Genomic DNA, 23,004 nt, shown 5'->3' with positions numbered 1-23,004 from the left:
CAGCAAGATTACTCAGAGGTTTTAATTTACGGTGAAAAATTTGCTATAATCACGCTCTTACTCTTATCATCCAATTAAAAGTCCTTTTATGAAAGAATCCTTACGCCTGCGTTTAGACCAGATGGTAGACCGTTATGAAGAGGTCACCGCCTTGTTATCAGATCCTAGTGTCATTAGTGATAATAATAAATTCCGTGAATTGTCTGTCGAGCACAGCGACTTGATGGATATCACTACTTTATGGCAAAACTACGTGGGTGCAGAAACGGATCAGGCCGATGCAGAAGCTATGCTGGCTGATGCGACAGATCCTGACATGAAAGAGATGATGCAAGACGAGATTGATAATGCTCGTGATACCATCGTAAAGATGGAAGAAGCGCTTAATCTTATGATGCTACCAAAAGATCCTAACGATAAAGTGCCAGCATTTTTGGAGATTCGTGCAGGGACTGGCGGCGATGAGGCAGCGATTTTCTCTGGTGACTTGTTCCGCATGTACCAAAAATACGCACAGAGCCAAGGCTGGACATTGGACGTGCTGTCTGCAAGCGAAGGTGAGCATGGCGGGTATAAAGAAATCATCACTCGCGTATCAGGCAACAGCGTCTATGGTCGCCTAAAGTTTGAGTCTGGCGTGCACCGTGTCCAGCGTGTTCCTGAAACCGAAAGCCAAGGCCGTGTGCACACCTCAGCTTGTACCGTTGCAGTCATGCCTGAAGTTGAGATTGATGATACCGTCGAGCTCAACCCAGCTGATATCCGTTTTGATACGTTCCGTTCAAGCGGGGCTGGTGGTCAGCACGTTAACACCACCGACTCAGCTGTACGTTTGACGCACATTCCAACGGGCACAGTCGCAGAGTGTCAACAAGAGCGTAGCCAACACAAAAACCGTGCACAAGCGATGAAAATGCTCATTTCACGTATTCAGCAGGTTAAGGTACAAGCACAAGTCGATGTTGCTGATTCGATGCGCCGCGACTTAATCGGTAGTGGCGATCGCAGTGAGCGTATTCGCACCTATAATTTCCCGCAAGGGCGTATGACAGATCATCGTATCAACCTGACCTTATACAAGCTTGATTCTATTATGGAAGGCGACTTGGATGAGATTCTTGACTCATTACTACGTGAGCATCAGGCTGATTTGATGGCGAGTATCGGCGGTGGCGACTAGCAGCCAATCCTACAACACATTGGCAGTTTTATGGTTTTTCATCATGATGTCATTTTTTTATAATAATAGGATCTGTTGAACATTCAAATGTGGCATTGGCGGTGGCTATTTTTTAGACAATACGCAGTGAAATTTTTGACGCCTAGCATTCTAGGTTAGACAATTTCGCCATGTATTGGCAAAAAATAGTCCCGCCCCGAAGGGCTGATGCTAAAATCACCCCAAACGTTGTTATAAACCTAGCTAAGGTCTCGACATTATCGTCGGTTTACGCCTAGTTTGATGCGATTTTAGCGATCAGCAGTCCTAATATTTGAATGTTCAACAGACCCTAAGCATTGATTTAATTTTTCTGTTTTCGTTTATCCATTTAATTATCTAATAATATTGAGAGTGTTATGTCAAAGCACAACAATCAGAATCAAGAGCAAGCCCCAGAAGACGCTAACGAGCTAATTGCTCAGCTACAAGCCAAGCTAGACGATATCACTGCTTCAGGCAAGCAGCCTTATCCAAATACGTTCAAACGCACCGATTATGCACAAGATTTGCAAGCAGCCTTTGACGGCGTCTCAAAGCAAGAAATTGAAGAAAAAGCGGCGAATGGCGAAAAAACACAGGTCAACGTAGCAGGTCGAGTCATGCTCAACCGTGGCTCGTTTATTGTCATCCAAGATATGAGCGGCCGTATTCAGCTATATGTCGCGCGTAAAGAGCTCGATGATGAGACGCGTGCAAGCATTAAGTCGCTAGATTTGGGTGACATCGTTGGGGTCTCAGGCTATATCGGTCGCTCAGGTAAAGGCGATCTATACGTGCATATCGAAGAGATCAGTCTGCTAACCAAATCATTACGTCCAATGCCAAATAAATTCCATGGTTTGGCAGATGTGGAAGCCCGCTATCGCAATCGTCATCTTGATTTGATGACCAATGAGACAACTCGTGATACCTTTATGATTCGCAGTCAGGTCGTCAGCGGTATTCGTAAATTCATGTTGAATGAGCGCTTCATGGAAGTTGAAACGCCAATGATGCACCCGATTCCAGGTGGTGCAGTGGCACGTCCATTTGTGACGCATCATAACGCTTTAGACATGCCGCTTTATTTACGTATCGCGCCTGAGCTTTATTTGAAGCGTTTGGTGGTTGGCGGTTTTGAAAAAGTATTCGAGATTAACCGTAGCTTCCGTAACGAAGGCGTCTCAACCCGTCACAATCCTGAATTTACGATGATTGAGTTTTATCAAGCGTATGCGGATTATCATGACTTGATGGATTTGACCGAGCGTTTATTTAATGAGTTGGCGATGGATATCTTGGATACGACTGAGATTACTTATCAAGAAGAAGCCATCAGCCTAAAAGCGCCTTTTGAGCGTTTATCGATGTCTGATGCGATTGCCAAATATGCCGAAAACTTCGACATGGCGCATATCAATGACCGTGAGTATCTAGCAGAGTACGCATCTGCTACGCTCAAGCAGCAAGTAAAAGATGGTTTTGGTGTGGGTAAACTGCAAACGATTATCTTTGAAGAAACCGCTGAGCATCAATTACGCCAGCCAACCTTTATCACTGAATATCCTGCAGAAACCTCACCACTCGCGCGCCGTAGTGACGACAATCCTGAGATTACCGATCGCTTTGAATTGTTCGTTGGTGGTCGTGAATTGGCCAATGGCTTTAGTGAGCTAAATGACCCAGCAGATCAGGCGGAACGCTTTCGTGGTCAAGTCGCTGAAAAAGACGCGGGCGATGATGAAGCCATGCATTTTGACGAAGAATATATCGAAGCATTGTCTTATGGTTTGCCACCGACAGCAGGTGAGGGTATAGGTATTGATCGCTTAGTCATGCTACTCACTGATTCAGCGAGCATTCGTGATGTGATTTTGTTCCCACACATGCGTCGCAAGCTTGACAACTAGACTAGCGTCTACTTATTATGAAATATAGTCAATCCTATATAAATTAGGTACGGTGTCAGGCTCGCTTAGTTTACTACTTGTAGTATTTTCACTCGCCTTCCTTGTGTCTAAATTATATTTAACCGACTATGACGCTGTTACTGAACTGAGTATAGAGCGAGTTTTGCAACGTTGATGACAGACGCTCAGTGGTTTATGAGCACTCATTTATAGGGATATTATGGACACTCAGCACCTACCGCTCTCAGTTTGGCAGCAGATGATTCAGCAAAGCTTCTTATCTTTGTACGATGTATCAGAAGAAGACAGTAACCATTCCCAGCATCTATTGCAGGGTTATGACTTTGTTTTTGAGTTTTCTGGTGCGACGGTTTACCTTATCGTCAATGATGTGGTGATGCAGGCCAATCAGCAAGAGGTTGACAGTACGCAGGTTCGTGAGTGGCGAAAAGAAGTGGTTAATCAATTAATCAAACGTCATGCGCAGCTTTATCTAAAAAATGATAAGGCATTGGCTGACGTAAACGCGTCGGCATCGGACAAGGCGATTTATTTTATTGGTCTGACGTCACTTGCTATTAAGCATGAAAAAGATAACCCAGAGTCACAACCCCATACAGTCAATTACGAGTATGGCAGTCAGTTCTTTGCCGAAGACTGTGTGCTGGACTTGGACGATGAGGAGAGTGTCTTACAAGTATTTAGTCATCAAAACTTTGTCGACATTCTCAATCAATTGGTGACCCCGAGTGATCTCAGTGCTTATTTGGACTTTCATCGCCGCAAGCTTGCTGGCTTTGAGACGTTTCAAGACGAATCAATGTTGCTCGCCCAATTTTTACAGTCGCCCAGTTTTCACCAAAGAGCCATTGAGGTGCAAGAGCAGTTGGTCGCTCATCAGTTAATAGACCAAGTGGAACCGCGCTTACTCACAGCAGTAGAACCCGACCAAGTAACTTTTGCCAATGCGCTGATGCTCGATATTCAAAAGAATACTCGCATGTGGTACAAGCTATTTAATAGCTTGATTCAGCAGTATTATGAGGCGGGAACACCACTGCCAAAAGAGCAGGTCGATGTGTTGGTCGATGAGTCAATGTATACCTATGCGTGTTTAATAGAAAAAATATTGGCGCATAGAACGATTGATAAAGATTCAAACTGGAATGGTTATGTTTGTCATGAGCATTCTTATCATGTATTTGGTCGCCATTATTTGATGGTGTTTTATGCACAAGATGAAAATAGCACATTAAGTGCAGACAAGGTTCGCGCCTCGCATCAGGATTTATTGTTTGAGCTTAATTCACAGATGCAGCAGCCGGTGATGGACCATTTGTTCTTAATTGGCGTAGAGGTTAGACCTTGTGAAGACAGCGTCAATACTGAGGTGCATGTTGACGTGTTTCATCAAAATGGCTCGGCTATCGACGCAAACACTCAGCGCTTATACGAGCAATTGGCTGAGCTAAGATCGCAGTCATAGACTCATTATATTGTAGATCGCTGATCTGATGCTTCACCTACATTTGTACTTTTCACATTGGCAGTTACTATATTGGCAGTTACTATGACGCAGCAATATCAAGTTTTAGCTCGCAAATACCGTCCCAAGAACTTTCATGAATTGATTGGGCAAACGCACGTCTCGCAAGCACTGATTAATGCCATCGATTATAATCGTCTACATCATGCTTACCTCTTTACAGGTACGCGCGGTGTGGGCAAGACGACGATTGCGCGTATTTTATCTAAATGTTTGAATTGTGATACTGGGGTGACTAGTACGCCTTGTGGTGTGTGTGATAACTGCGTCGCCATCGATCAAGGTCGTTTTATTGATCTGATTGAAATTGATGCGGCCTCTCGTACCAAAGTGGAAGACACTCGCGAGCTGTTAGATAACGTGCCTTATGCGCCAAGCCAAGGACGTTACAAGGTCTATCTAATTGATGAAGTGCATATGCTGTCTACGCACAGTTTTAATGCATTGCTGAAAACGTTGGAAGAACCGCCTGAGCATGTAAAGTTTTTGCTAGCGACGACCGATCCACAAAAATTGCCGATTACTATTATCTCGCGCTGTTTGCAGTTTGTGCTGCGTCCGTTGCCGCAAACCTTGCTGAGTGAGCATCTGGCAAATGTCCTTACCCAAGAGCAGGTAGGTTATACTCAGCCAGCACTTTGGCAATTGGCCAGTGCGGCAAAAGGCTCGGTACGTGATGCTTTATCCTTGACCGATCAAGCCATTGCTTTTGGTCAAGGTGCGCTGGATGATGTCACTGTCAATGCCATGCTTGGTCTTATTGATGCGGCTGATTTGGTCAGTTTAATTACCGATATCTATAATCACGATAAGTCTGCTGTTGCTGCACATATTGAGCAAATGCGCGCGCAAATGGTTGATGCGACGAGTATGTTTGATGGGCTGACTGAGCTACTACATCAATTGGCGTTGACCCAGCTGCTTCCTGAAGTGGCTCTCAATGTGAATGAGGCGCAAGCCCAAGACATTAATACGCTTGCGCAGCATATGAGCCCAGACGTCCTGCAACTGTATTATGAAATTGTCGTGCAAGCGCGTGAAGGTGTTAAGCTTGCCAGTACCCCGATGCAAGCGCTGGAGATGTGCATTTTACGTTTGCTAGCCTTTCGCCCGTTGCCAGTCGATGAAGTACTAAGCCCTATTTATGATGGCTCTGTGTCATCTGAAGTACCAGCTATAGAAAATACGACTTCTACGCAGGCAGCCATTACCCATTCAGCTTCGATACCGCCGTTACAGCCTTATGATATCGACTATCAAGAGCAAGCCAGTATTGAGCAGCCAAACGCTAGTTTTGATGAGAATGCGTTAAGTATTAATCCAGCTCATGAGCCTGAACCCGTTGTTGAGCCTGAACCCGTTGTTGAGCCTGAACCCGTTGTTGAGCCTGAACCCGTTGTTGAGCCTGAACCCGTTGTTGAGCCTGAACCCGTTGTTGAGCCTGAACCCGTTGTTGAGCCTGAACCCGTTGTTGAGCCTGACGCAAATGATTCTCAATTAATGTCTGAATCTGATGATCCACGCACGTTGTTGCGCTGCGCACCGCAAGAATTGATAGGCGAGTGGACACCAGAGAAATGGGATTATTGGCTACAAACTGCTCGTGAAGCCGAGATTTTGGCACAAGATGAGTTGGCACTTGCTCGTCAAGGTATGATGACGGGTCTATGTAATGGCAAATCGACCTTTGTTACCAGCGTTGACAGTAAGCACTTGCAGGTGACCTTTCAGCAACTGGCAGAAAAACTGCAACAGCAGTTCATACAGGCAGATATTGGTCTGCAAATTGATGGTAGTGTCATGCAAGCAGATGACAAAACACCTGAGCGTCGTCAACAAAAGCGTTTGGTGCAAGCAAAGACGGTAGCAGAATCAAAATTGATGAATACACCGGTGATGAAATATCTGACCGAGCGCGGCGAAGGAAAAATGGGCAAAGTTCAGTTATATTAAACAGTCAGAAAAACGATTATTAATATTATTTAATAGTCTGTGTAGTTAATGGATATAATATATCATAAAAAATATCAAGTCGATGTTATACTATCGCCTTGATATTTTTGCTTTTATTACTTATGAAATAAACTTAATTCAAACAACAGCAGTATATTTAATCGCTGTAAGGTAAACTAAAATCCTTTATAATGGTTAAGTTATACTAAAAATTAAAACGCAGCTTAGGTGAGAATATGTTGGATAATTTACGCGGTATGGCTGTGTTCGCCAGTGTGGTTGGACATGGCTCGTTTAGTGGCTCAGCTCGTGAGCTTGGTATTACCACCAGTGCAGTCAGTCAGCAAATTCGCTCGTTAGAAAACGACTTGGGTGTCGTACTATTGCATCGCTCTACTCGTAAGCTCAGTTTAACGGAAGCAGGTGAGAGTTTTTACGAAGCGGCAAAAGACGTGGTCAGTGCGGCTGAGCAAGGTAGAATTAAAGTCAATCAGTTGCGTGATGAGCTCGCCGGTAGCTTGCGCGTAGCTACAACACCTGAGCTTGGAGTCAATCATATTTTACCGGCCTTATCTACTTGGATGGCGGCACATGATGACCTGAGTGTTACTTATTTAGCAGACAATCATTATATCGATATGATTGATGAGCGTATTGATATCGCGATTCGTATGAGCCCAACGATCAATGATTCTAGTTTGAGTAGTCATCCTTTAACAGATGTGCGCCAGATGCTTGTCGCCTCACCACAGTATCTACGCCAACATGTAAAACTTAAAACCCCTAAAGATTTGGCCGAACATCAGCTGATTTGTATTGAAATCATGAAAGATGCCAATCAGATTGATATGATTCAGACCGAAACTGGCAAAAAATCGCGCATAAAACTGAATTCACGCATTTATACCAATAATGTGTTTATGGCCACAACTTTGGCAAAAGAAGGCCACGGTTTGGTTAGAATGATGGAAATGGACATTAGAAAAGAGCTAGAAAGTGGTGAATTGGTCGAAGTATTGACCGGTTATCAGCTGCCGAGCTTTGTGCTATATGCGGTTACTTTAAATCGGGATCAGCAGCCGGCTAAAATCACGCGTTGTCTAGAAGTGCTGAAAAAGTATTTCCATGCGAATTAACTTTTAATCTATTTATATATAGTCGATTCAATTTAAAAGTAGTACAAGGCAACCGAGTGTAGACGTATATTAAATACTTCAAGCGAGGTTAACGCAGTAATACTTTTATAGTGGAATGACTATACCCATAAAACTTGATCAGTAGTAAGCAAAAGAAGCCTATAGATAGCGATTATCTATAGGCTTCTTTTTAACTGTAAATAGGGTTTGTTTCTCTAAACCTTTGGGCTAAAACGACGGCTTTAATAAATCAATCAAACGATCAGCCACTTGTGTGCTTTCGTCACGGCTGATGTTAAGCGGTGGCAGTAAGCGTACCACATGGCCACCAGTTACATTGATAATCAGATTTTGCTCGTCACGGGCACGATCCACCAGCTTGCTACAATCCAACTCTTCAGGTAGCGCGATACCAATCATCATACCAGCGCCGCGACTGCTAACGCCATATTGTCCCAATGTATCGACTATACTTTCTCTGATGAATAAGCCTTCAGTCACTGCGTTTTCCATGATATTACTGTTCGCTAATACCTCGTAGACGCTATGGACCACGCGGCTGGCCAATGGTGTGCCACCATAAGTAGAGCCATGGCTACCAGCACCGAACAAGCCGTTAGCGCGACCGCGTACCATACAAGCGCCGACTGGAAAACCGTTACCTAGACCTTTGGCTGTCGTTAAAACATCAGGACGAGCGTTGCTATGTTGATAAGCAAAATATTTACCGGTGCGACCATTACCGGTTTGCACTTCATCCAACATAAATAGCCAATTATGAGCATCACATTCTGCTTGCAGCTCTTCTAAATAAGTAAAGCCATTGGGGGCAGTATTGAGTCCACCCTCGCCTTGGATAGGCTCTACAAAGATGGCGCAAATGTCATCATGAGCTTGCGCGGCTTGCTTAACCGCTGCAATATCGCCAAAGGGTACACGGATAAAGTCATCGTCCAAGGTATAAAAACCTTCACGTGCTTTTGGGTTGGCGGTTGCTGATAACGACAGTAAGGTACGGCCATGGAACGATTGCTCCATTACAATGACCTTTGGACGTTTAAAACCTTGCTTGTATGCATATAAACGCGCCATTTTTAACGCCGCTTCGTTTGCTTCAGCGCCACTATTAGCGAAAAACACGCTGTCCATCTGAGCTGCTGTACATAGCACTTCGCCAGCGCGCTCTTGCCAATCGATACCGAATAGGTTACTCGTATGAACTAATGTACCTGCTTGCTGCTGAATAGCATCAGTCACTTGTGGATGGCAATGTCCTAAGCCGCACACCGCGATACCAGTTAAGGCATCTAAGTATGGCGTATCCTCTTTGGTATAGAGCCAACTGCCTGAACCGCGTGTAAAGCTGATTGGTTGACGATTATAAGTGGGCATCAGGTAAGTAGCAGACATGTAAAACATCCTTGGTATAATAATTGAATAAAAGTGTAGTTTATAGCTCGTCAGAGAAAGGTGTGGTTTCCGCAGGCAACGTGTAGTCTTCGTTTGCCCAAGCACCTAAGTCGATAATTTTGCAGCGACTGCTACAGAATGGTTTATATTTATTGTCTTGCCATGCCGTCAGGGTACCGCAGCGTGGACAAGGATAGGTCTTGGGGGAGGTGTTTGAAGTAGAGTCAGTCATAATAAGTGAGGCCATCCTCATGGTTATTAGGAAAAGTATAATCAGTGAACGAGAATCGGTATAATAGCATGGGGCTAAAGAATGACAAAAGGCAAATACCCGTCTATCTATGTCAAACCAAATCAATCTAAGCAAAGCCAATAGTTTAACAATCATATTGATACCTTGCTAAAGGTTATCGTTCACAGGGCTATATCTTATCATGATGCAACAACCAACGCTTTCCCATCAGAAAACCCGCGCTTTTCAACCACATAAACTGTCAGCACCGCGTGACTTTATTGTTCCAACAATAATCAACGAAATTGAAGATAATGTCCCTTTACTGCTAGAGATTGGTGCAGGGAAGGGTAAGCACGCGCTCAGTTTTGCTACACAGAATCCTGGCAAGCAGCTGATAGCCATTGAACGTACTCGTAATAAGTTTGAAGCCTTTGCTAAACTTGCCACACAGCAAAATGTAGATAACTTAAATGCTATTCATGCTGATGCCATCGCGTGGATCGTACATGCGATCGCACCCCGTAGTATTGCCAAAATTTTTATACTATACCCCAACCCTGAACAGCACAATCCTAATCAACAATGGTTGAATATGCCATTTTTTGAGTTCTTATTATCGCGTCTAAAAGTAGGCGGAGAAGTGGTGCTAGCGACTAATATAGAAGCGTATATGGATAATGCAGCGCAACAAGCCTCTGCGGTATGGTGTTTGCCAAATATTCGCCACCACGTGCCAATAGACAGTGAGCGTACGCACTTTGAGGTAAAGTACCTAGCACGCGGAGAGACATGTTGGGAGCTGACGATGCGTAAGCCAGAGGGCTACAAAACGAGGTTTGATGATTGGCATGCTAGTAATTTGAAAGACAAAAAATAGCCTAAGCAAATAAAATGATTACATAAAAAAGACTGCCACTGAAGGGCAGTCCAAAAAATCGCATGTTTTTATACTATAAATAAGGCTTCACTAATTTGTTAGAGTCCGTATAGGCGTCTAAAACTGTTAAAAGAGTATAGGCACCAATAAACTTACGACTAATAAACATAAATTCTTTTGGCGGCAGATTAAATTCAAAAGACTGCATCGCCCGTGTCGCAGCAGATGAGAGGCGTGAATGCAGCTTGCTGTTTGCCCAGATATAGCGATTTTGTTCATCTAAACACTCAGTAGGAATGTCGCTATTCATCGCGGGATCACTAAATGGCTCAGTTGCCAATAAAAATAACGAGGCAATATCGGAACGGACTTTGTCACTCATCGTGTCAAAAAAGTCATAGCCAGTCATGGCTTGGATCATCGCCTGATGGTCATGACGATAACCAGCTTTTAGTAACCCATGAGCAATCGTCAATAGAGTATTATCAAACTGGCGAATAGCCCCAAAATCTAATAATACTAATTTATCAATATCGTTTTCATTATTGCTGACACGGACGAGGTAGTTACCAAAGTTTGGGTCTGTTTGCATCTCGCCCCAAACAAAAATTTCTTGCATCATAATTTCTATGGCTGCTTGACCAATGGCATTGCGGCGCTCGTGGGGCAAAAGCTGTAGCGCTTCAGAAACAACACTAATGCCAGGCTCATAAGACATACATAACAGACGTTTGCTCGAATAAGTGCGATTTATTTTGGGCACAGCATAACGTGGATCATCTATTAAGCGCTCATAAAACCGCTCAGTGGTTGCAGCCTCTGCCTCATAATCAACTTCGTGATGGAGTAGGTCGCGTATCTCTTCAAACCATGCATCGAGCGAGCGCGTTTGCGGGACAATGTTGCTGACTTTTAGCAAACGCTTAAATAAGGCAAGATCAGAGTTGATGGCGTCTGCGACCCCTGGATATTGAATTTTCAACACCACTTGCTCACCAGTCGCTAACACCGTGGCTCGATGGACTTGGGCAAGAGAAGCTGTACCAATCGGGATAGTATCCACATCAAGCTCACTGAGTTTGTCACCCAGTAGTTGACGCAAGGTATGCTCGATGGTTGGCCATGACAGGGTAGCTGTATCATCATTAAGCGTTTGTAAGGCACGTGTTATTTCAGGCGGCAATACATGCTCACCATAAATGGCCAGCATTTGACCGATTTTTACTACTGAGCCTTTCAGTTTGCCCAGTTCTTCTGCCACATAATTTGCCTGCGCTTCCATAAAAGCTTGGTTACGTGCCGTGCGCGCTTCTTTATTCAAAAACATACCAGACACGCTATTGCCTGCCCAACGACGACCAATATTTAGAGAGGTTTTGGCAATCGACATACGACGCTCAAACCCTGAGGTTTTTAAGTTGTCAATTGACTGCTTATTATTAGAAGGTTTAGACGTATCATTTGCCATAAATATAATCATTCATCCAGTTGGTATTGATTTGCGGGTTCAAAACCTACAATACAAGAGAGATGCGACGCGCAGGTACAAACGGGTACAAAATTGTATCATATAAAGAGAAGGCGGTTTATAAGCCTTAGTTGACTACTGGCAGTTACTTTGTAAGCTAAAGTAAGATTCGAACGTTTACACACGTTAGCCACTGTTGTTGCTACAAACGACTTCATAAAGTAAAAAGTCTGTATCGATTTAAAGATATAGCAAAAAACACGACCTAGCATAGTACTAGGGCGTGTCATTGATTAGCACATTGATATACTCAGTGGTCTTAGAATAGCTAACAGTAGTCTGAGAATGGCTCAATTTTGCCAAACATCGTCAGAAACCTTGTCAATAATGAACTATGCCTTTGCTTTTTCGCGGGTAATCGCATGATGACCGATATCGCGGCGATACTGCGCCCCATCAAAGCTGATTGCACCTGTTACTGCTAATGCGGCTTGTTGAGCGTCTGAAATAGTATCTGCTAATGCCGTCACGCATAATACTCGTCCACCATTAGTAATAACTTCTTTATTATTACCCGTATTTGCCGTATCAGCATTGCTATTATGTGAAAAGGCCGTGCCTGCGTGAAAGACTTTAACCGCACTATCACTATTGGCATCCAACTCTGGCAAGCCAGCAATCACATCACCTTTTGAAGAAGTTTCAGGATAGCCTTTTGAGGCAACCACGATACCAAGGGCAGGGCGCGCATCCCATTGAGCATCACTTGGTAATTGACCAGCCAGCCCTTGAGCGACTAAATCTACCATTGAAGACTGCAAGCGCATTAAAATTGGCTGTGTTTCTGGATCACCAAAACGGCAGTTAAATTCGATGACATACGGATCGCCTGCCTTGTCAATCATGAGACCAGCATATAAAAATCCAGTATAAGGATGACCGGCGGCATTCATAGCGTCAACCACGGGCTGAATAACTTGTGCCATTACCTTGTCATGAACCTCTTGAGTAACGACTGGTGCAGGAGAATAAGCACCCATACCGCCAGTGTTAGGCCCAGTGTCGCCTTCAAAAGCGCGCTTATGATCTTGGCTGGTCGCCATCGGCAGGATATTTTTGCCATCAACCATACAAATAAAGCTGGCTTCTTCACCTTGCAAAAACTGCTCGATAACCACACGGCTACCGGCATCGCCAAATTTGTTGTCAGCCAGCATATCGTCGATTGCATCATGTGCTTGTTCGACAGTTTCCGCAACGATGACGCCTTTACCGGCAGCTAGACCATCCGCTTTGATAACAATAGGCGCACCTTGCTCATCAATATAGGCTTTGGCAGCATCAGCGTCTGTAAATCCTTGATAAGCCGCCGTTGGAATATTGTTCTGTGCCATGAATTCTTTGGCAAAGGTTTTTGAGCCTTCTAATTGCGCACAATATGCGGTCGGTCCCCAAGCCTTAATGCCAGCAGCACGGCAGGCGTCGACGATACCTGTGACTAGTGGCGCTTCTGGGCCTACGATGACCATATCGATGGCGTTATTTTGGCAAAACTCGATGACAGCAGTGTGTTCGTCCGCCTCACTGCGTGCAGGCTCTAAAACAACGTTTTGGCATTTAGGTTCAAGGGCAGTACCAGCATTGCCTGGCACGACGTAAACGTGTTGGACATTGTCGTCTTTTGCACATTGCCATGCTAGCGCGTGTTCGCGACCACCTGAGCCAATCACCAAAATATTCATCATACGTCTTGCCCTTAGCATTAAAGTTAATAATGAGTTAGTCATACACTCTGAGAGATACGGTCATATTCTAACAAAAAAAGTGTCTTGATTACCATGAGTATCCACTTGCCAGCAAGTATTCACTAACAATTAAGGACTCATTGTCTCATGAGCAAAGGTTATCGGCATGTTGCTGATTCATGAAATGATGTTGTACGCTTTAGCTATGAGCGTAGGTGCGTTACACTTCAACATATTAACGGTATCAAATCTAGCAAGCCGTTTGCTCTTATAAAAGTTAGGCAATAAAAACCAGGAGAGGATGCCAATAATAACAAGGTAGCTCACAAATGGAGTACTACCATCTGACATCGGTAAGATTCATTATATTCAAACGTTGCTAGTCATTGATATTGATTAATGAGTGAAAATAAATAGAGAAAATTGAAGTACTAAACTTATAACAAGGACAGCAAACATGCCAAACTCTCTAAGTATCGCAAAAGAGCACATAAGCCAGATAAGCGATATTGCCACCAACTATGTACAAAATGACAAATCGCTATTTGATCATTTTATTCATAGTTATTACCAGCCGCTGCATCAGGAAACAGCAGAGGCGATAAGTAATACTGATTTAGCTGGCATGGCACTCCATCACTTTACGCTACTGAAATCTTATGATGGCAAAAAACCACAACTCGCTATTTTAAATCCAAAGGCAGAAGAGCAGCATTTCCACAGCTCACACACAGTCATACAGATAGTGGCTTACGACAGGCCGTTCTTGGTAGACACAATCTTGATGAGCCTTGAGGCTCAAGGTATCGACGTCCATCGCACGTATAACATCATTATTAGTGTTGCGCGTGATGATGACGGCAATATCGTTCATATTGAAGGCGCGCATGAAAGCGCCACGTCTCACTTATCTTTGATTCATTGCGAAATTGCCTATCAAGACAACGAAGAGTTAGCAGCATTACAAGAACTATTATTAGCAAAAGTGGACACGCTTGATACAGTCGTTGGCGATTGGAAGCAAATGAGAGAAAAACTGACTTCTATTCAATCTGAACTGTCAAAAAAACCACTGCCAGAAGTATTCTATTCCCAAAAAGAGATTCAAGCATTTTTGGATTGGATATTAGACGATCATTTTATCTTTTTAGGCTATCGTGAGTACCGCTTAGAAGGCGGTAGTATGATGGATGTCAACAGCGACGCTACTAACGCCAAAAATGCAGACTTGGATTTATTTGCTATTGGTAATAGTGGGCTTGGTCTGCTACGTGGCGCTGAAGAAGACAAACTGTCAGAAAGCTTTAGCCAATTGCCAACAGTACTCAAGCAGCTATTGACTGAGCCGCGCGTACTGATGCTCTCTAAATCAAGCCGTGTCTCGCCTGTGCATCGCCCAGTATATATGGACTTTTTGGGCATTCATAAGTTCGATGACAACGGTAAACTGGTCGGTGAATATCGATTTATCGGTTTGCTGACGTCGCAAGCCTATCAGCTGACCGTTCAGCAAATACCATTACTGCGCGAAAAAGCCAATAAAATCATGGCAATGGCGTACCTGCCACGAGATGGTCATGCACACCATAAGATGATGCACGTCATCAATACCTTGCCACGTGATGACCTCTTTCAAGCCAGCGTCGAAGAGTTATATCCAATTGTCTCTGGCATCAGCCAATTACAAGATAAAAAGAGCCTACGTCTATTCAGCCGCATCGACCATTATCAGCGTTTTGTTTCCTGCTTGGTCTATATTCCCCGTGATAAATTCAACACCGAATTGCGCATTAAAGTGCAAAATGTCTTGAAAGATGCTTACGGTGGTACGTCATCTGGCTTTACCACTGAGTTCAATGAATCTGCCCACGCTCGTGTGCATGTCCATGTACGCACCGTGCCCGGTCAAGTTAATGAAGTGAATACGGCAGCTCTAGAAGAAAAGCTATCGGCACTCATGCAGTCATGGGGCGATCATTATCAAAAAATGCTACTCGATAATGTGGGTGAACAACAAGCCAATGCACTCAATCGTCGTTTTTTAAATTACATACCTGCCGCTTACCAAGAGCGCTTTGATGCTCGTACTGCTGTCGAAGATGTCAAGCGTCTGGCTGGGTTAACCGACGTTCAGCCAATGATTTGGCACTTGTATCAGTCAACGGGTGACGCGAGTAATCAGTTGCACCTGAAGCTCTATGGTCGTGAGCAACCAGTCATCTTGTCAAAAGTATTGCCCATTCTTGAAAACTTTGGTGTCTCGGTGATTTCAGCGCAAACCTATGAGTTTGACTTGCCTGAAAAGCCTATTTGGATGCAAGAGTATGAGCTCACCTTGGAACATGTCGATACGGTCAATATGCAAGTGGTGCGCAATCAATTTGAAGAGAGTCTCAAGCAGATTTGGGCAGGACGTGTTGAGAGTGACTCTTTTAACGAGCTGGTATTAATTACCAAGTTAGATACTCATGATGTGGTTGTGCTCCGTGCCTTGCAGCGCTACATGATGCAAGCCCGTGCACCATTCTCTAGTGCTTATATTCAGCAGACTGTGGTCAAAAATAGCGACATTAGCGTGGCATTAAGCAGCTTGTTCGATGCACGCATGAATCCTAAATATAGTGAAGATGAGCGCCAAGAAAAAACCACGCAGATTCAAGAGAGAATTAAAGCAGCATTGATAGACGTCGATAGCTTGGATGAAGATCGTATCTTGCGTTGGTATTTAGATTTAATCAATGCGATGGTGCGTACCAACTTTTATCAGAGAGACAGTGAAGGTGTACGTAAAGACCGCCTATCGTTTAAGTTTTTGGCAGCAGATATTCCAAACTTGCCCAAACCTAAGCCAATGTTTGAGATATTTGTCTACTCGCCACGCGTTGAAGCCGTACATCTACGCGGTGGTAAAGTCGCCCGTGGTGGTCTACGTTGGTCAGATCGTATGGAAGATTTCCGTACCGAAGTACTCGGTCTGGTCAAAGCGCAAATGGTCAAAAACGCGGTTATTGTTCCTGTCGGTTCAAAAGGCGGCTTTATCGTCAAGACCAAATCTATGGCAGATGGCCGCGAAGCGTTCCAAGCCGAAGGTATCGCCTGTTATCAGACGTTCTTACGCGGTATGCTCGATGTCACGGATAATATTGTGGATGGAAAAATTGTCCCGCCAGCCGATACGGTGCGTCATGATGAAGATGATCCGTACTTAGTCGTTGCAGCCGATAAAGGTACGGCAAGTTTCTCTGATATTGCCAACGCCTTGTCTGCCGAATATAACTTCTGGCTCGATGATGCCTTTGCCTCGGGCGGCTCGGTCGGTTATGATCACAAAGCCATGGGTATCACCGCTCGCGGTGGTTGGGAGTCGGTTAAACGTCACTTCCGTATGCGCGGCATGGACATTCAAAACCGTGACGACTTCACTGTGGTCGGCATCGGTGATATGAGTGGTGATGTATTTGGTAATGGTATGCTGCTCTCAACCCATACCAAGCTAGTCGCTGCTTTTAACCATCTGCATATCTTTATTGACCCTAATCCAGACACTGCTGCCTCATATGCTGAGCGCGCACGTTTGTTTGAATTGCCACGCTCATCGTGGGCTGATTATGAAAAATCATTAATTAGTCAAGGTGGTGGTATATTCTCACGTCAAGATAAAAGTATCGCTATCAGTGCTGAAATGAAAGATCTCTTCGATATTAGCGAAGACAACTTAGCCCCTAACGATCTCATTAGCGCCTTGATGAAGTCACCGGTCGACCTCATTTGGAACGGTGGTATCGGTACTTATGTCAAAAGTGAAAGCGAGAGCCATGCCGATGTTGGTGACCGTGCTAATGATGTGCTGCGTATCAATGGTAATGAGCTGCGCTGTGCGGTGATTGGAGAAGGGGGTAATCTGGGATTCACCCAGCAAGGGCGTATCGAATACGCACAAACGGGTGGGCGCATTTATACCGATGCCATCGATAACTCAGGCGGCGTCAACTGCTCAGATCATGAGGTAAATATCAAAATCCTACTCGGCAAAGTAGTCGAACAAGGCGATATGACTTTAAAACAGCGTAATGAGTTGCTAGAAAGCATGACTGATAATGTAGCAGAATTGGTGCTGCGCCAGAACTATCTACAACCGCAAGCGATTGAGCTAAGCCATATTCGTGCCGCTGCTAACTTAAGCGATCATCAGCGCTTCATCCAGATGCTAGAAGGTGAAGGGCGTCTTGACCGTGCTATTGAGTACTTGCCAGCAGACGAAGAGATTGCTAAGCGTCAAAAAGCAGATACGGGTTTGACCCCTCCTGAGCTTGCCGTGGTCATGGCGTATGGCAAAATGTGGGTTTACGACAACTTGTTGCTATCTGACTTGCCAGATGACCCGTATTTCATCAATGAGCTGCGCAAGTACTTCCCAGATGAGCTGGCTACACGGTTCTTTGATGAGATGACTGAGCATCGCTTGCATCGTGAGATTATCAGTACTTATATGACCAATAGTGTGGTCAACCGTTTGGGTATCGAAGCATTGTTCCGTCTCTATGAAGAAACAGACCAATCTCTAGCGACCATCATCCGTGGATACGCGATTAGCCGTGATGTCTTTAATGTATCAAAAGCTTGGAACACGCTTGAGTCGTTAGATAATAAAGTCGATGCGACATTATTGCTCAACCTTGAGCTACGTCTACGTGATGCGCTCGAGCGCGGTGTGGTTTGGTTCATCAATACCTTTGGGCAAAACTTGCAAGTCGCTGATATGATCAGCCGCTTTAGAGATAGTGTTGAGAAATTAACCAAATCAGGCGGGTTCATTGAGCAGCAATTTGCAGAGTACTTAGAAGAAGACACTCATAGCCTAATGCAAAAAGATCTGTCAGATAGTGATGCCACCTTGTTTGCTATGCTGCCTTACCATGTCGATGCGCTAGATGCGGCATTACTTGCCGAGCAGTATGAACGTCCTGTCGACGAGATTGCGACTTTATACTTTGAAGCCTATCAAGTCTTGCAGCTCGACTGGATGACGGATAACATCGCGACCTTACCGCAACAAGGCTATTGGGATCGCCGTGCACGTCATGCCTTAGCGAATGAATTATCACGCAGCTTGCGTCTATTGATGGATGCTGTTCTCTCAAAACCAGATGCAAAACAAGCATTTAGTGAGTGGAAGTCTCGTCATCAAAACCAGCTCGAATTGATAACGACAGAGATGCACAAGCTCGATAGTAATGATGATATTCAAATCAGTCTGTCAACGCTATCTGTGCTCATGAGTGAGCTGAGCGGCTTAGTGACAAAGTAGCTAGAAAAGTAACTAGCAAAACAGTTGCTATTAAAATAAATGATCGTAAAAAAACCACCGTTATTCATTAACGGTGGTTTTTTATTATTCAATAAACGATGGTCATTAAACGTTGGCTGTCATGTTATAGTCAAAATACCCCAAAAATGCGACGATACTGCTGATATCATCAGTGTGTGATGTATCGATATTACTTTTCACTGACTATATATGGCCTTTATCGTTACGCTGTTTTTTAATAACGGCGTTAACTTAGCACCTTCTGACAACCTTGACCAGATATCTGACTGAATCCTCCTGAAAGTTTTTCAACCTTAATTTGAGTGAGAATACGATCTTTTAATGCCTGTACATGCGAGATAATACCGATCAATTTACCTTCTTGTTGTAGGCTGGTTAAGGTATCTAGCGCAATATCAAGTGATTCTTCATCAAGTGTGCCAAAGCCTTCATCCAAAAATAACGAGTCGACGCGAATATTGTGACTGGCCATTTGCGATAGTCCCAGTGCGAGTGCCAAGCTGATAATAAAACCTTCACCGCCGGATAGATTTTTAGTACTGCGAATATCACCGCCTTGGTAGTTATCGATGACATTTAGCTCAAGCGGGTTGTTATCGTCATGAATCAGCAAATAGCGATCACTCATCTTTTGTAATTGGCTATTGGCATGGCTAATCATGACCTCAAACGTTAAGCCTTGGGCAAAGGTACGGTATTTTTTGCCATCAGCCGAACCAATTAAAATGTGGAGCTGTTGCCAAACTTGCAGCTTTTGTTTCTGTGCATTGATAGCAACAAGCTGAGCTACTTGTTGTCCTTTTTGGTTGTGATTGTCTGTGAGCTTTTGATCAATAGCCCCGATTTTCTGACTTAACTGATCAATCTCCGTCTGAATCTGGTGATACTGCTCAGCAAGTGTGTCTCGGTTTTCCTCGGTCATAGGGGTGGCAAGCTTTTGCTCTAACGCTTGCTGAGTCACATCCAACTGTAACTTAGCTTGATATAACGCATTATCAATCGCCAATTTACGTATATGTAGGGCTTCTCGCTCTTCTTTAGGCAGGCGTGCATTGATAAATTCTGACTCATCCGTGAACTGCGACTCTGCGAGTGAATCATTAAAGGTTTGTTGCTTATTACCCATCATGACAGTGGCAGACTGTAGCTCCATCTCTAGCTGTTGCTTTCTAGTCGTTAATTGTTCTAATGCTTGCTGCACCGAATCTAACCGCCTTTGTGCTACTACTTGCTTGGCTTTAGCCTCATCAATAGTACTGCGTAATTGCGTCTCTTCGTAGTCTGGATTTTTATCTGAGAAAATATCTATTCTAGAGTGGTTTAGTTGTTCAATATCATTGGCTTTATTGGTAATGAAGTTTGTTAGTTTTGCGAAAGCTACTTCATCGTTGGTAAGCTGATCTTGCTTAGTCTCAATCTGCGCAGCCAAGCTGCTTAACGTATTGATGAGCTGCTGTTGGCTATTTTTTTTCTCATTAAATCTTTGTTTTAACTGATTAAGCGCGCTACGCTGTTGACGCAATACATCTATATGACGGTCATAGTCTGCGTTATCGAGCACAGTGTGCTGATCGATACTGTTATCCAGTTGTCCCAGTACGTCTTGAATGACTGTTGACTCAAAATCGATACTGAAATCATTCTTATATTTATCTACAGGGTATTTGCGCACTAAAGATGAAATTGTTGTCATAGCGGGCGCCAGCTCAGAGAAGTTAGCCATAACCCTACCTTCGATACCTTCAATTTTCTGCGCGTGAAGCGTGATGTCAGTTGTTAAGTTATTGATATTACTGATCAATGCCTGCTGCTGTTTTTCGTCATGTTCGATAGCAGTACGGAGCGTGGATGTATTCTCAGTCAGCTCGTCATAATGAAGCAATGTCATCTTAATGGACTGCTTTTGTTCAATAAGCTGCTGTTTAACGGTATCTAATAAAAATACGCACTGGTCAACATCCGAAATATCGGTATTAATGCCGTCACTCATTTGCGCCAATGGCTTGATAATAGCTACAATCGACTCAGAATAACGATGGTCGGTATTCAACAGCGACGATATGTAACTCTGAATATCACTGCCTAAGGTTTTGGATTGCTGCTGTAGTGGTGCTAGTTGCTGCTGCTGGTTGTTAAGCGTTTCTTGCTTTGTGGCATATTCGATATGGTAGCCCGATAAAGCCTGCTCAAGACTCTCGATACGGGTTTCTAATTCAGCCAGTTGCTGCTGGGTTTGCTTTATCTGAGACGGTTGATTTTGGTTGCTAGTGTCGTTAGTATAATTATTGTCTAGTAATGGATGCTGTTTGCCGTAAGGGTGCTCATGTGCACCGCAAAGCGGGCAGGGCAACCCATCCTCTAGTTCTGTTATATAGTCTTCAAGCTTAGCGACTTTTTGTAATAGGGTTAAATGTGTCAGCTTTTCTTGTCGTTTGATTTTGGCATCTTGAATGTCTGATTGATGGCTAGCCAGCAAACCTTCTAGTGTTGTTAACTCATTATTTAGCGTCGGTAGCGAGAGAGTGGTCTTTGTGATTTGGCCAACAATCTCGGACAACTGCTTTAGATTAAAGCTGGCTTGCGAAATTTGATTGCTAATGTGATCGATTTGCTCTTGTTCGCTACGCATACTAGCGATTGATTGATTTTGGAGCAGTGCCGATTGTTGCTGTTGCAAGTGGGTCAATTGCTCACGTTGTTGTACTACCTTCAATTTATCTGCGGATTGCCGCTCAGATAACTGATCACATTCAGCCTTGAGTTGTTTTGATTGATGATTAAGCGCAAGACTGTCTTCTGTTAAGTGGACATTGTCCTGTAGCAGCCCCTTCAATCGACTACAGCTATTATCAAAGGTTGCTATATCCGTATCGAGGTCGTTTAATTCTTGGTTATCGTTAAAATGCTTTTCTATAGTGCTAAGCTGAGTTTTGGTCACTTGCTCTGTTTGTTTGTGGTTAGAGATTTCTTGACGTAATTTATGAGCATTACTTGCTAGTACATCTTTACGTTGATTATCGTCTACTAGAGACTGTGATAACTGTTTTATATTGGCATCCAACTCACGCGTCTTGGCAATAACTGGCAAGGTCGTTTGAAGGCGTTCTGTGGCTTGCTTTTCAATAGTGTTGGCATCGTCTAACTGAGTCGCAGTCTGGGTCAGTGCTTCTTGCTGTACTGGAAGCTTATCAAGCAGTTCCTGTTGTTCAATACCCAGCCGTTTAACCGTATCGCGGCTATGACTCAGCTCTCGAAATTGGCTGTCAATCTCCAATGCTTTGCTGGCAATGTCTAAGCGCAGCGCTTCAGGAGTGAAGTCTTGCTGTGCCTGCTGCGCTGTTGAAAATTCAGTTTGATAAATAGCCAGACTCTGCTGTAACTGCTGAACGTTGTCTAGCCACTGTAGTTGCTCGCTTAGTGTTTTAAAGGTTTTTCGTTGTGTGCTTTGCTGTTGATTGAGATCTTTTAACGCTGCAATCAGCAGTTGTTCATCTTCGATACTTAGTAAAGACAAGCTGTTAACGCCTGCTTGGAGATTGCTTAGGACCTCTTCTTCAGAGCGTTTCTTTTCATGCACATTTAATGATATTTTGGCATAGATGGCTGTACCCGTTATCTTCTCTAAAATGGCGGCTCTATCACCAATATCAGACTTTAAAAACGCCGCAAAACTGCCCTGTGCTAGCATAATAGATCGGGTAAATTGACTAAAGTCCATGCCAATAAGGTCTTGGATATAGACCGATGTTTTAGATTTTTTTTCTTCTAAAATCTTGCCAGTTTCGACCTCGCTGATTTCATGCTTGATCGGCAATAAGTTACCTTTGGCTTTTTTGTGAGCACGATGTTGATACCACGAGCATTGATAGCGTGTTGAGTCAATCTCGATGATGACTTCAGCCGAGCACTCACCTGTACCCTGAGTCATGATCTCGTTTGTCGAACCTGTAATATCACCCAATCTTGGCGTTTGGCTATATAGTGCTAAGCAAATCGCATCCAAGATGGTCGTCTTGCCAGCGCCCGTCTGCCCAGTAATGGCAAAGATGCCCTCATTAAGAAAAGCGGGGTCACTAAAGTCAATGTGCCATTCGCCTTTTAGGGAGTTCAGATTTTTGAGTCGCAGTTCAATCAGTCGCATGGGCAGGTCTTATTTTTATATAGAGTAGTGAGAAAATGGCAGTGATGAGAAAC

Annotated in this window: 12 protein-coding genes; 7 read left to right on the top strand and 5 right to left on the bottom strand. The window is 43.9% G+C overall.

What is annotated here, in order from left to right:
- Positions 1-88 precede the first annotated feature (88 nt).
- The 5 genes from prfA (at position 89) to IOD06_RS00710 (ending at position 7,746) form a co-directional block, all read left to right on the top strand.
- Positions 89-1,180, top strand: coding sequence for a peptide chain release factor 1 (prfA, locus tag IOD06_RS00730; protein WP_189581893.1), 1,092 nt, complete (start codon positions 89-91; stop codon positions 1,178-1,180).
- 398 nt (positions 1,181-1,578) lie between these two features.
- Positions 1,579-3,111, top strand: a complete 1,533-nt coding sequence (lysS, locus tag IOD06_RS00725) for a lysine--tRNA ligase (protein ID WP_194618561.1) — start codon at positions 1,579-1,581, stop codon at positions 3,109-3,111.
- 220 nt (positions 3,112-3,331) lie between these two features.
- The gene (locus IOD06_RS00720; protein ID WP_194618559.1) at positions 3,332-4,597 is read left to right on the top strand and encodes a hypothetical protein; all 1,266 of its coding nucleotides are present in this window, start codon (positions 3,332-3,334) and stop codon (positions 4,595-4,597) included.
- Positions 4,598-4,681: 84 nt separating this feature from the next.
- Positions 4,682-6,610 (top strand): DNA polymerase III subunit gamma/tau, encoded by a 1,929-nt coding sequence (gene dnaX, locus IOD06_RS00715; RefSeq protein ID WP_194618558.1) that lies wholly within the window; start codon positions 4,682-4,684, stop codon positions 6,608-6,610.
- Between the two features lie 236 nt (positions 6,611-6,846).
- Positions 6,847-7,746, top strand: a complete 900-nt coding sequence (locus IOD06_RS00710; RefSeq protein ID WP_010198065.1) for a LysR family transcriptional regulator — start codon at positions 6,847-6,849, stop codon at positions 7,744-7,746.
- Between the two features lie 228 nt (positions 7,747-7,974).
- Here the strand turns inward: IOD06_RS00710 and IOD06_RS00705 are convergent, their stop codons facing one another.
- Positions 7,975-9,156: an aspartate aminotransferase family protein gene (locus IOD06_RS00705; protein WP_194618556.1), complete on the bottom strand. Its 1,182-nt coding sequence runs from the start codon at positions 9,154-9,156 to the stop codon at positions 7,975-7,977.
- A gap of 40 nt (positions 9,157-9,196) precedes the next feature.
- Positions 9,197-9,388 (bottom strand): DNA gyrase inhibitor YacG, encoded by a 192-nt coding sequence (locus tag IOD06_RS00700; protein ID WP_194618554.1) that lies wholly within the window; start codon positions 9,386-9,388, stop codon positions 9,197-9,199.
- Positions 9,389-9,590: 202 nt separating this feature from the next.
- On the opposite strand from IOD06_RS00700, the gene IOD06_RS00695 reads away from it, so the two are divergent.
- Positions 9,591-10,268, top strand: coding sequence for a DUF938 domain-containing protein (locus tag IOD06_RS00695; protein ID WP_194618552.1), 678 nt, complete (start codon positions 9,591-9,593; stop codon positions 10,266-10,268).
- Between the two features lie 73 nt (positions 10,269-10,341).
- Here the strand turns inward: IOD06_RS00695 and IOD06_RS00690 are convergent, their stop codons facing one another.
- Together IOD06_RS00690 and purD are read right to left on the bottom strand one after the other, a co-directional pair.
- A complete protein-coding gene (locus tag IOD06_RS00690) occupies positions 10,342-11,736 on the bottom strand; it encodes an AarF/ABC1/UbiB kinase family protein (RefSeq protein WP_194618550.1) in 1,395 nt (464 codons plus the stop codon).
- 392 nt (positions 11,737-12,128) lie between these two features.
- Positions 12,129-13,478 (bottom strand): phosphoribosylamine--glycine ligase, encoded by a 1,350-nt coding sequence (purD, locus tag IOD06_RS00685; RefSeq protein WP_194619570.1) that lies wholly within the window; start codon positions 13,476-13,478, stop codon positions 12,129-12,131.
- A 460-nt stretch (positions 13,479-13,938) separates the two neighbouring features.
- On the opposite strand from purD, the gene IOD06_RS00680 reads away from it, so the two are divergent.
- Positions 13,939-18,789, top strand: a complete 4,851-nt coding sequence (locus IOD06_RS00680; RefSeq protein ID WP_194618548.1) for an NAD-glutamate dehydrogenase — start codon at positions 13,939-13,941, stop codon at positions 18,787-18,789.
- Between the two features lie 247 nt (positions 18,790-19,036).
- On the opposite strand, the gene IOD06_RS00675 is transcribed toward IOD06_RS00680, so the two are convergent.
- Positions 19,037-22,951, bottom strand: coding sequence for an AAA family ATPase (locus IOD06_RS00675; RefSeq protein ID WP_194618547.1), 3,915 nt, complete (start codon positions 22,949-22,951; stop codon positions 19,037-19,039).
- Positions 22,952-23,004: the final 53 nt, after the last annotated feature.

Source organism: Psychrobacter sp. N25K4-3-2 (assembly GCF_015351755.1).
Lineage (GTDB): Bacteria > Pseudomonadota > Gammaproteobacteria > Pseudomonadales > Moraxellaceae > Psychrobacter > Psychrobacter glaciei.
The sequence above is the reverse complement of the archived record's forward strand: the minus strand, read 5'-3'. Positions and strand labels throughout refer to the sequence as shown.

Coding starts and splice junctions, on each gene's coding strand:
- prfA (WP_189581893.1), top strand. CDS start 89: ATGAAAGAATCCTTACGCCTGCGTTTAGACCAGATGGTAGACCGTTAT.
- lysS (WP_194618561.1), top strand. CDS start 1,579: ATGTCAAAGCACAACAATCAGAATCAAGAGCAAGCCCCAGAAGACGCT.
- IOD06_RS00720 (WP_194618559.1), top strand. CDS start 3,332: ATGGACACTCAGCACCTACCGCTCTCAGTTTGGCAGCAGATGATTCAG.
- dnaX (WP_194618558.1), top strand. CDS start 4,682: ATGACGCAGCAATATCAAGTTTTAGCTCGCAAATACCGTCCCAAGAAC.
- IOD06_RS00710 (WP_010198065.1), top strand. CDS start 6,847: ATGTTGGATAATTTACGCGGTATGGCTGTGTTCGCCAGTGTGGTTGGA.
- IOD06_RS00705 (WP_194618556.1), bottom strand. CDS start 9,156: ATGTCTGCTACTTACCTGATGCCCACTTATAATCGTCAACCAATCAGC.
- IOD06_RS00700 (WP_194618554.1), bottom strand. CDS start 9,388: ATGACTGACTCTACTTCAAACACCTCCCCCAAGACCTATCCTTGTCCA.
- IOD06_RS00695 (WP_194618552.1), top strand. CDS start 9,591: ATGATGCAACAACCAACGCTTTCCCATCAGAAAACCCGCGCTTTTCAA.
- IOD06_RS00690 (WP_194618550.1), bottom strand. CDS start 11,736: ATGGCAAATGATACGTCTAAACCTTCTAATAATAAGCAGTCAATTGAC.
- purD (WP_194619570.1), bottom strand. CDS start 13,478: ATGAATATTTTGGTGATTGGCTCAGGTGGTCGCGAACACGCGCTAGCA.
- IOD06_RS00680 (WP_194618548.1), top strand. CDS start 13,939: ATGCCAAACTCTCTAAGTATCGCAAAAGAGCACATAAGCCAGATAAGC.
- IOD06_RS00675 (WP_194618547.1), bottom strand. CDS start 22,951: ATGCGACTGATTGAACTGCGACTCAAAAATCTGAACTCCCTAAAAGGC.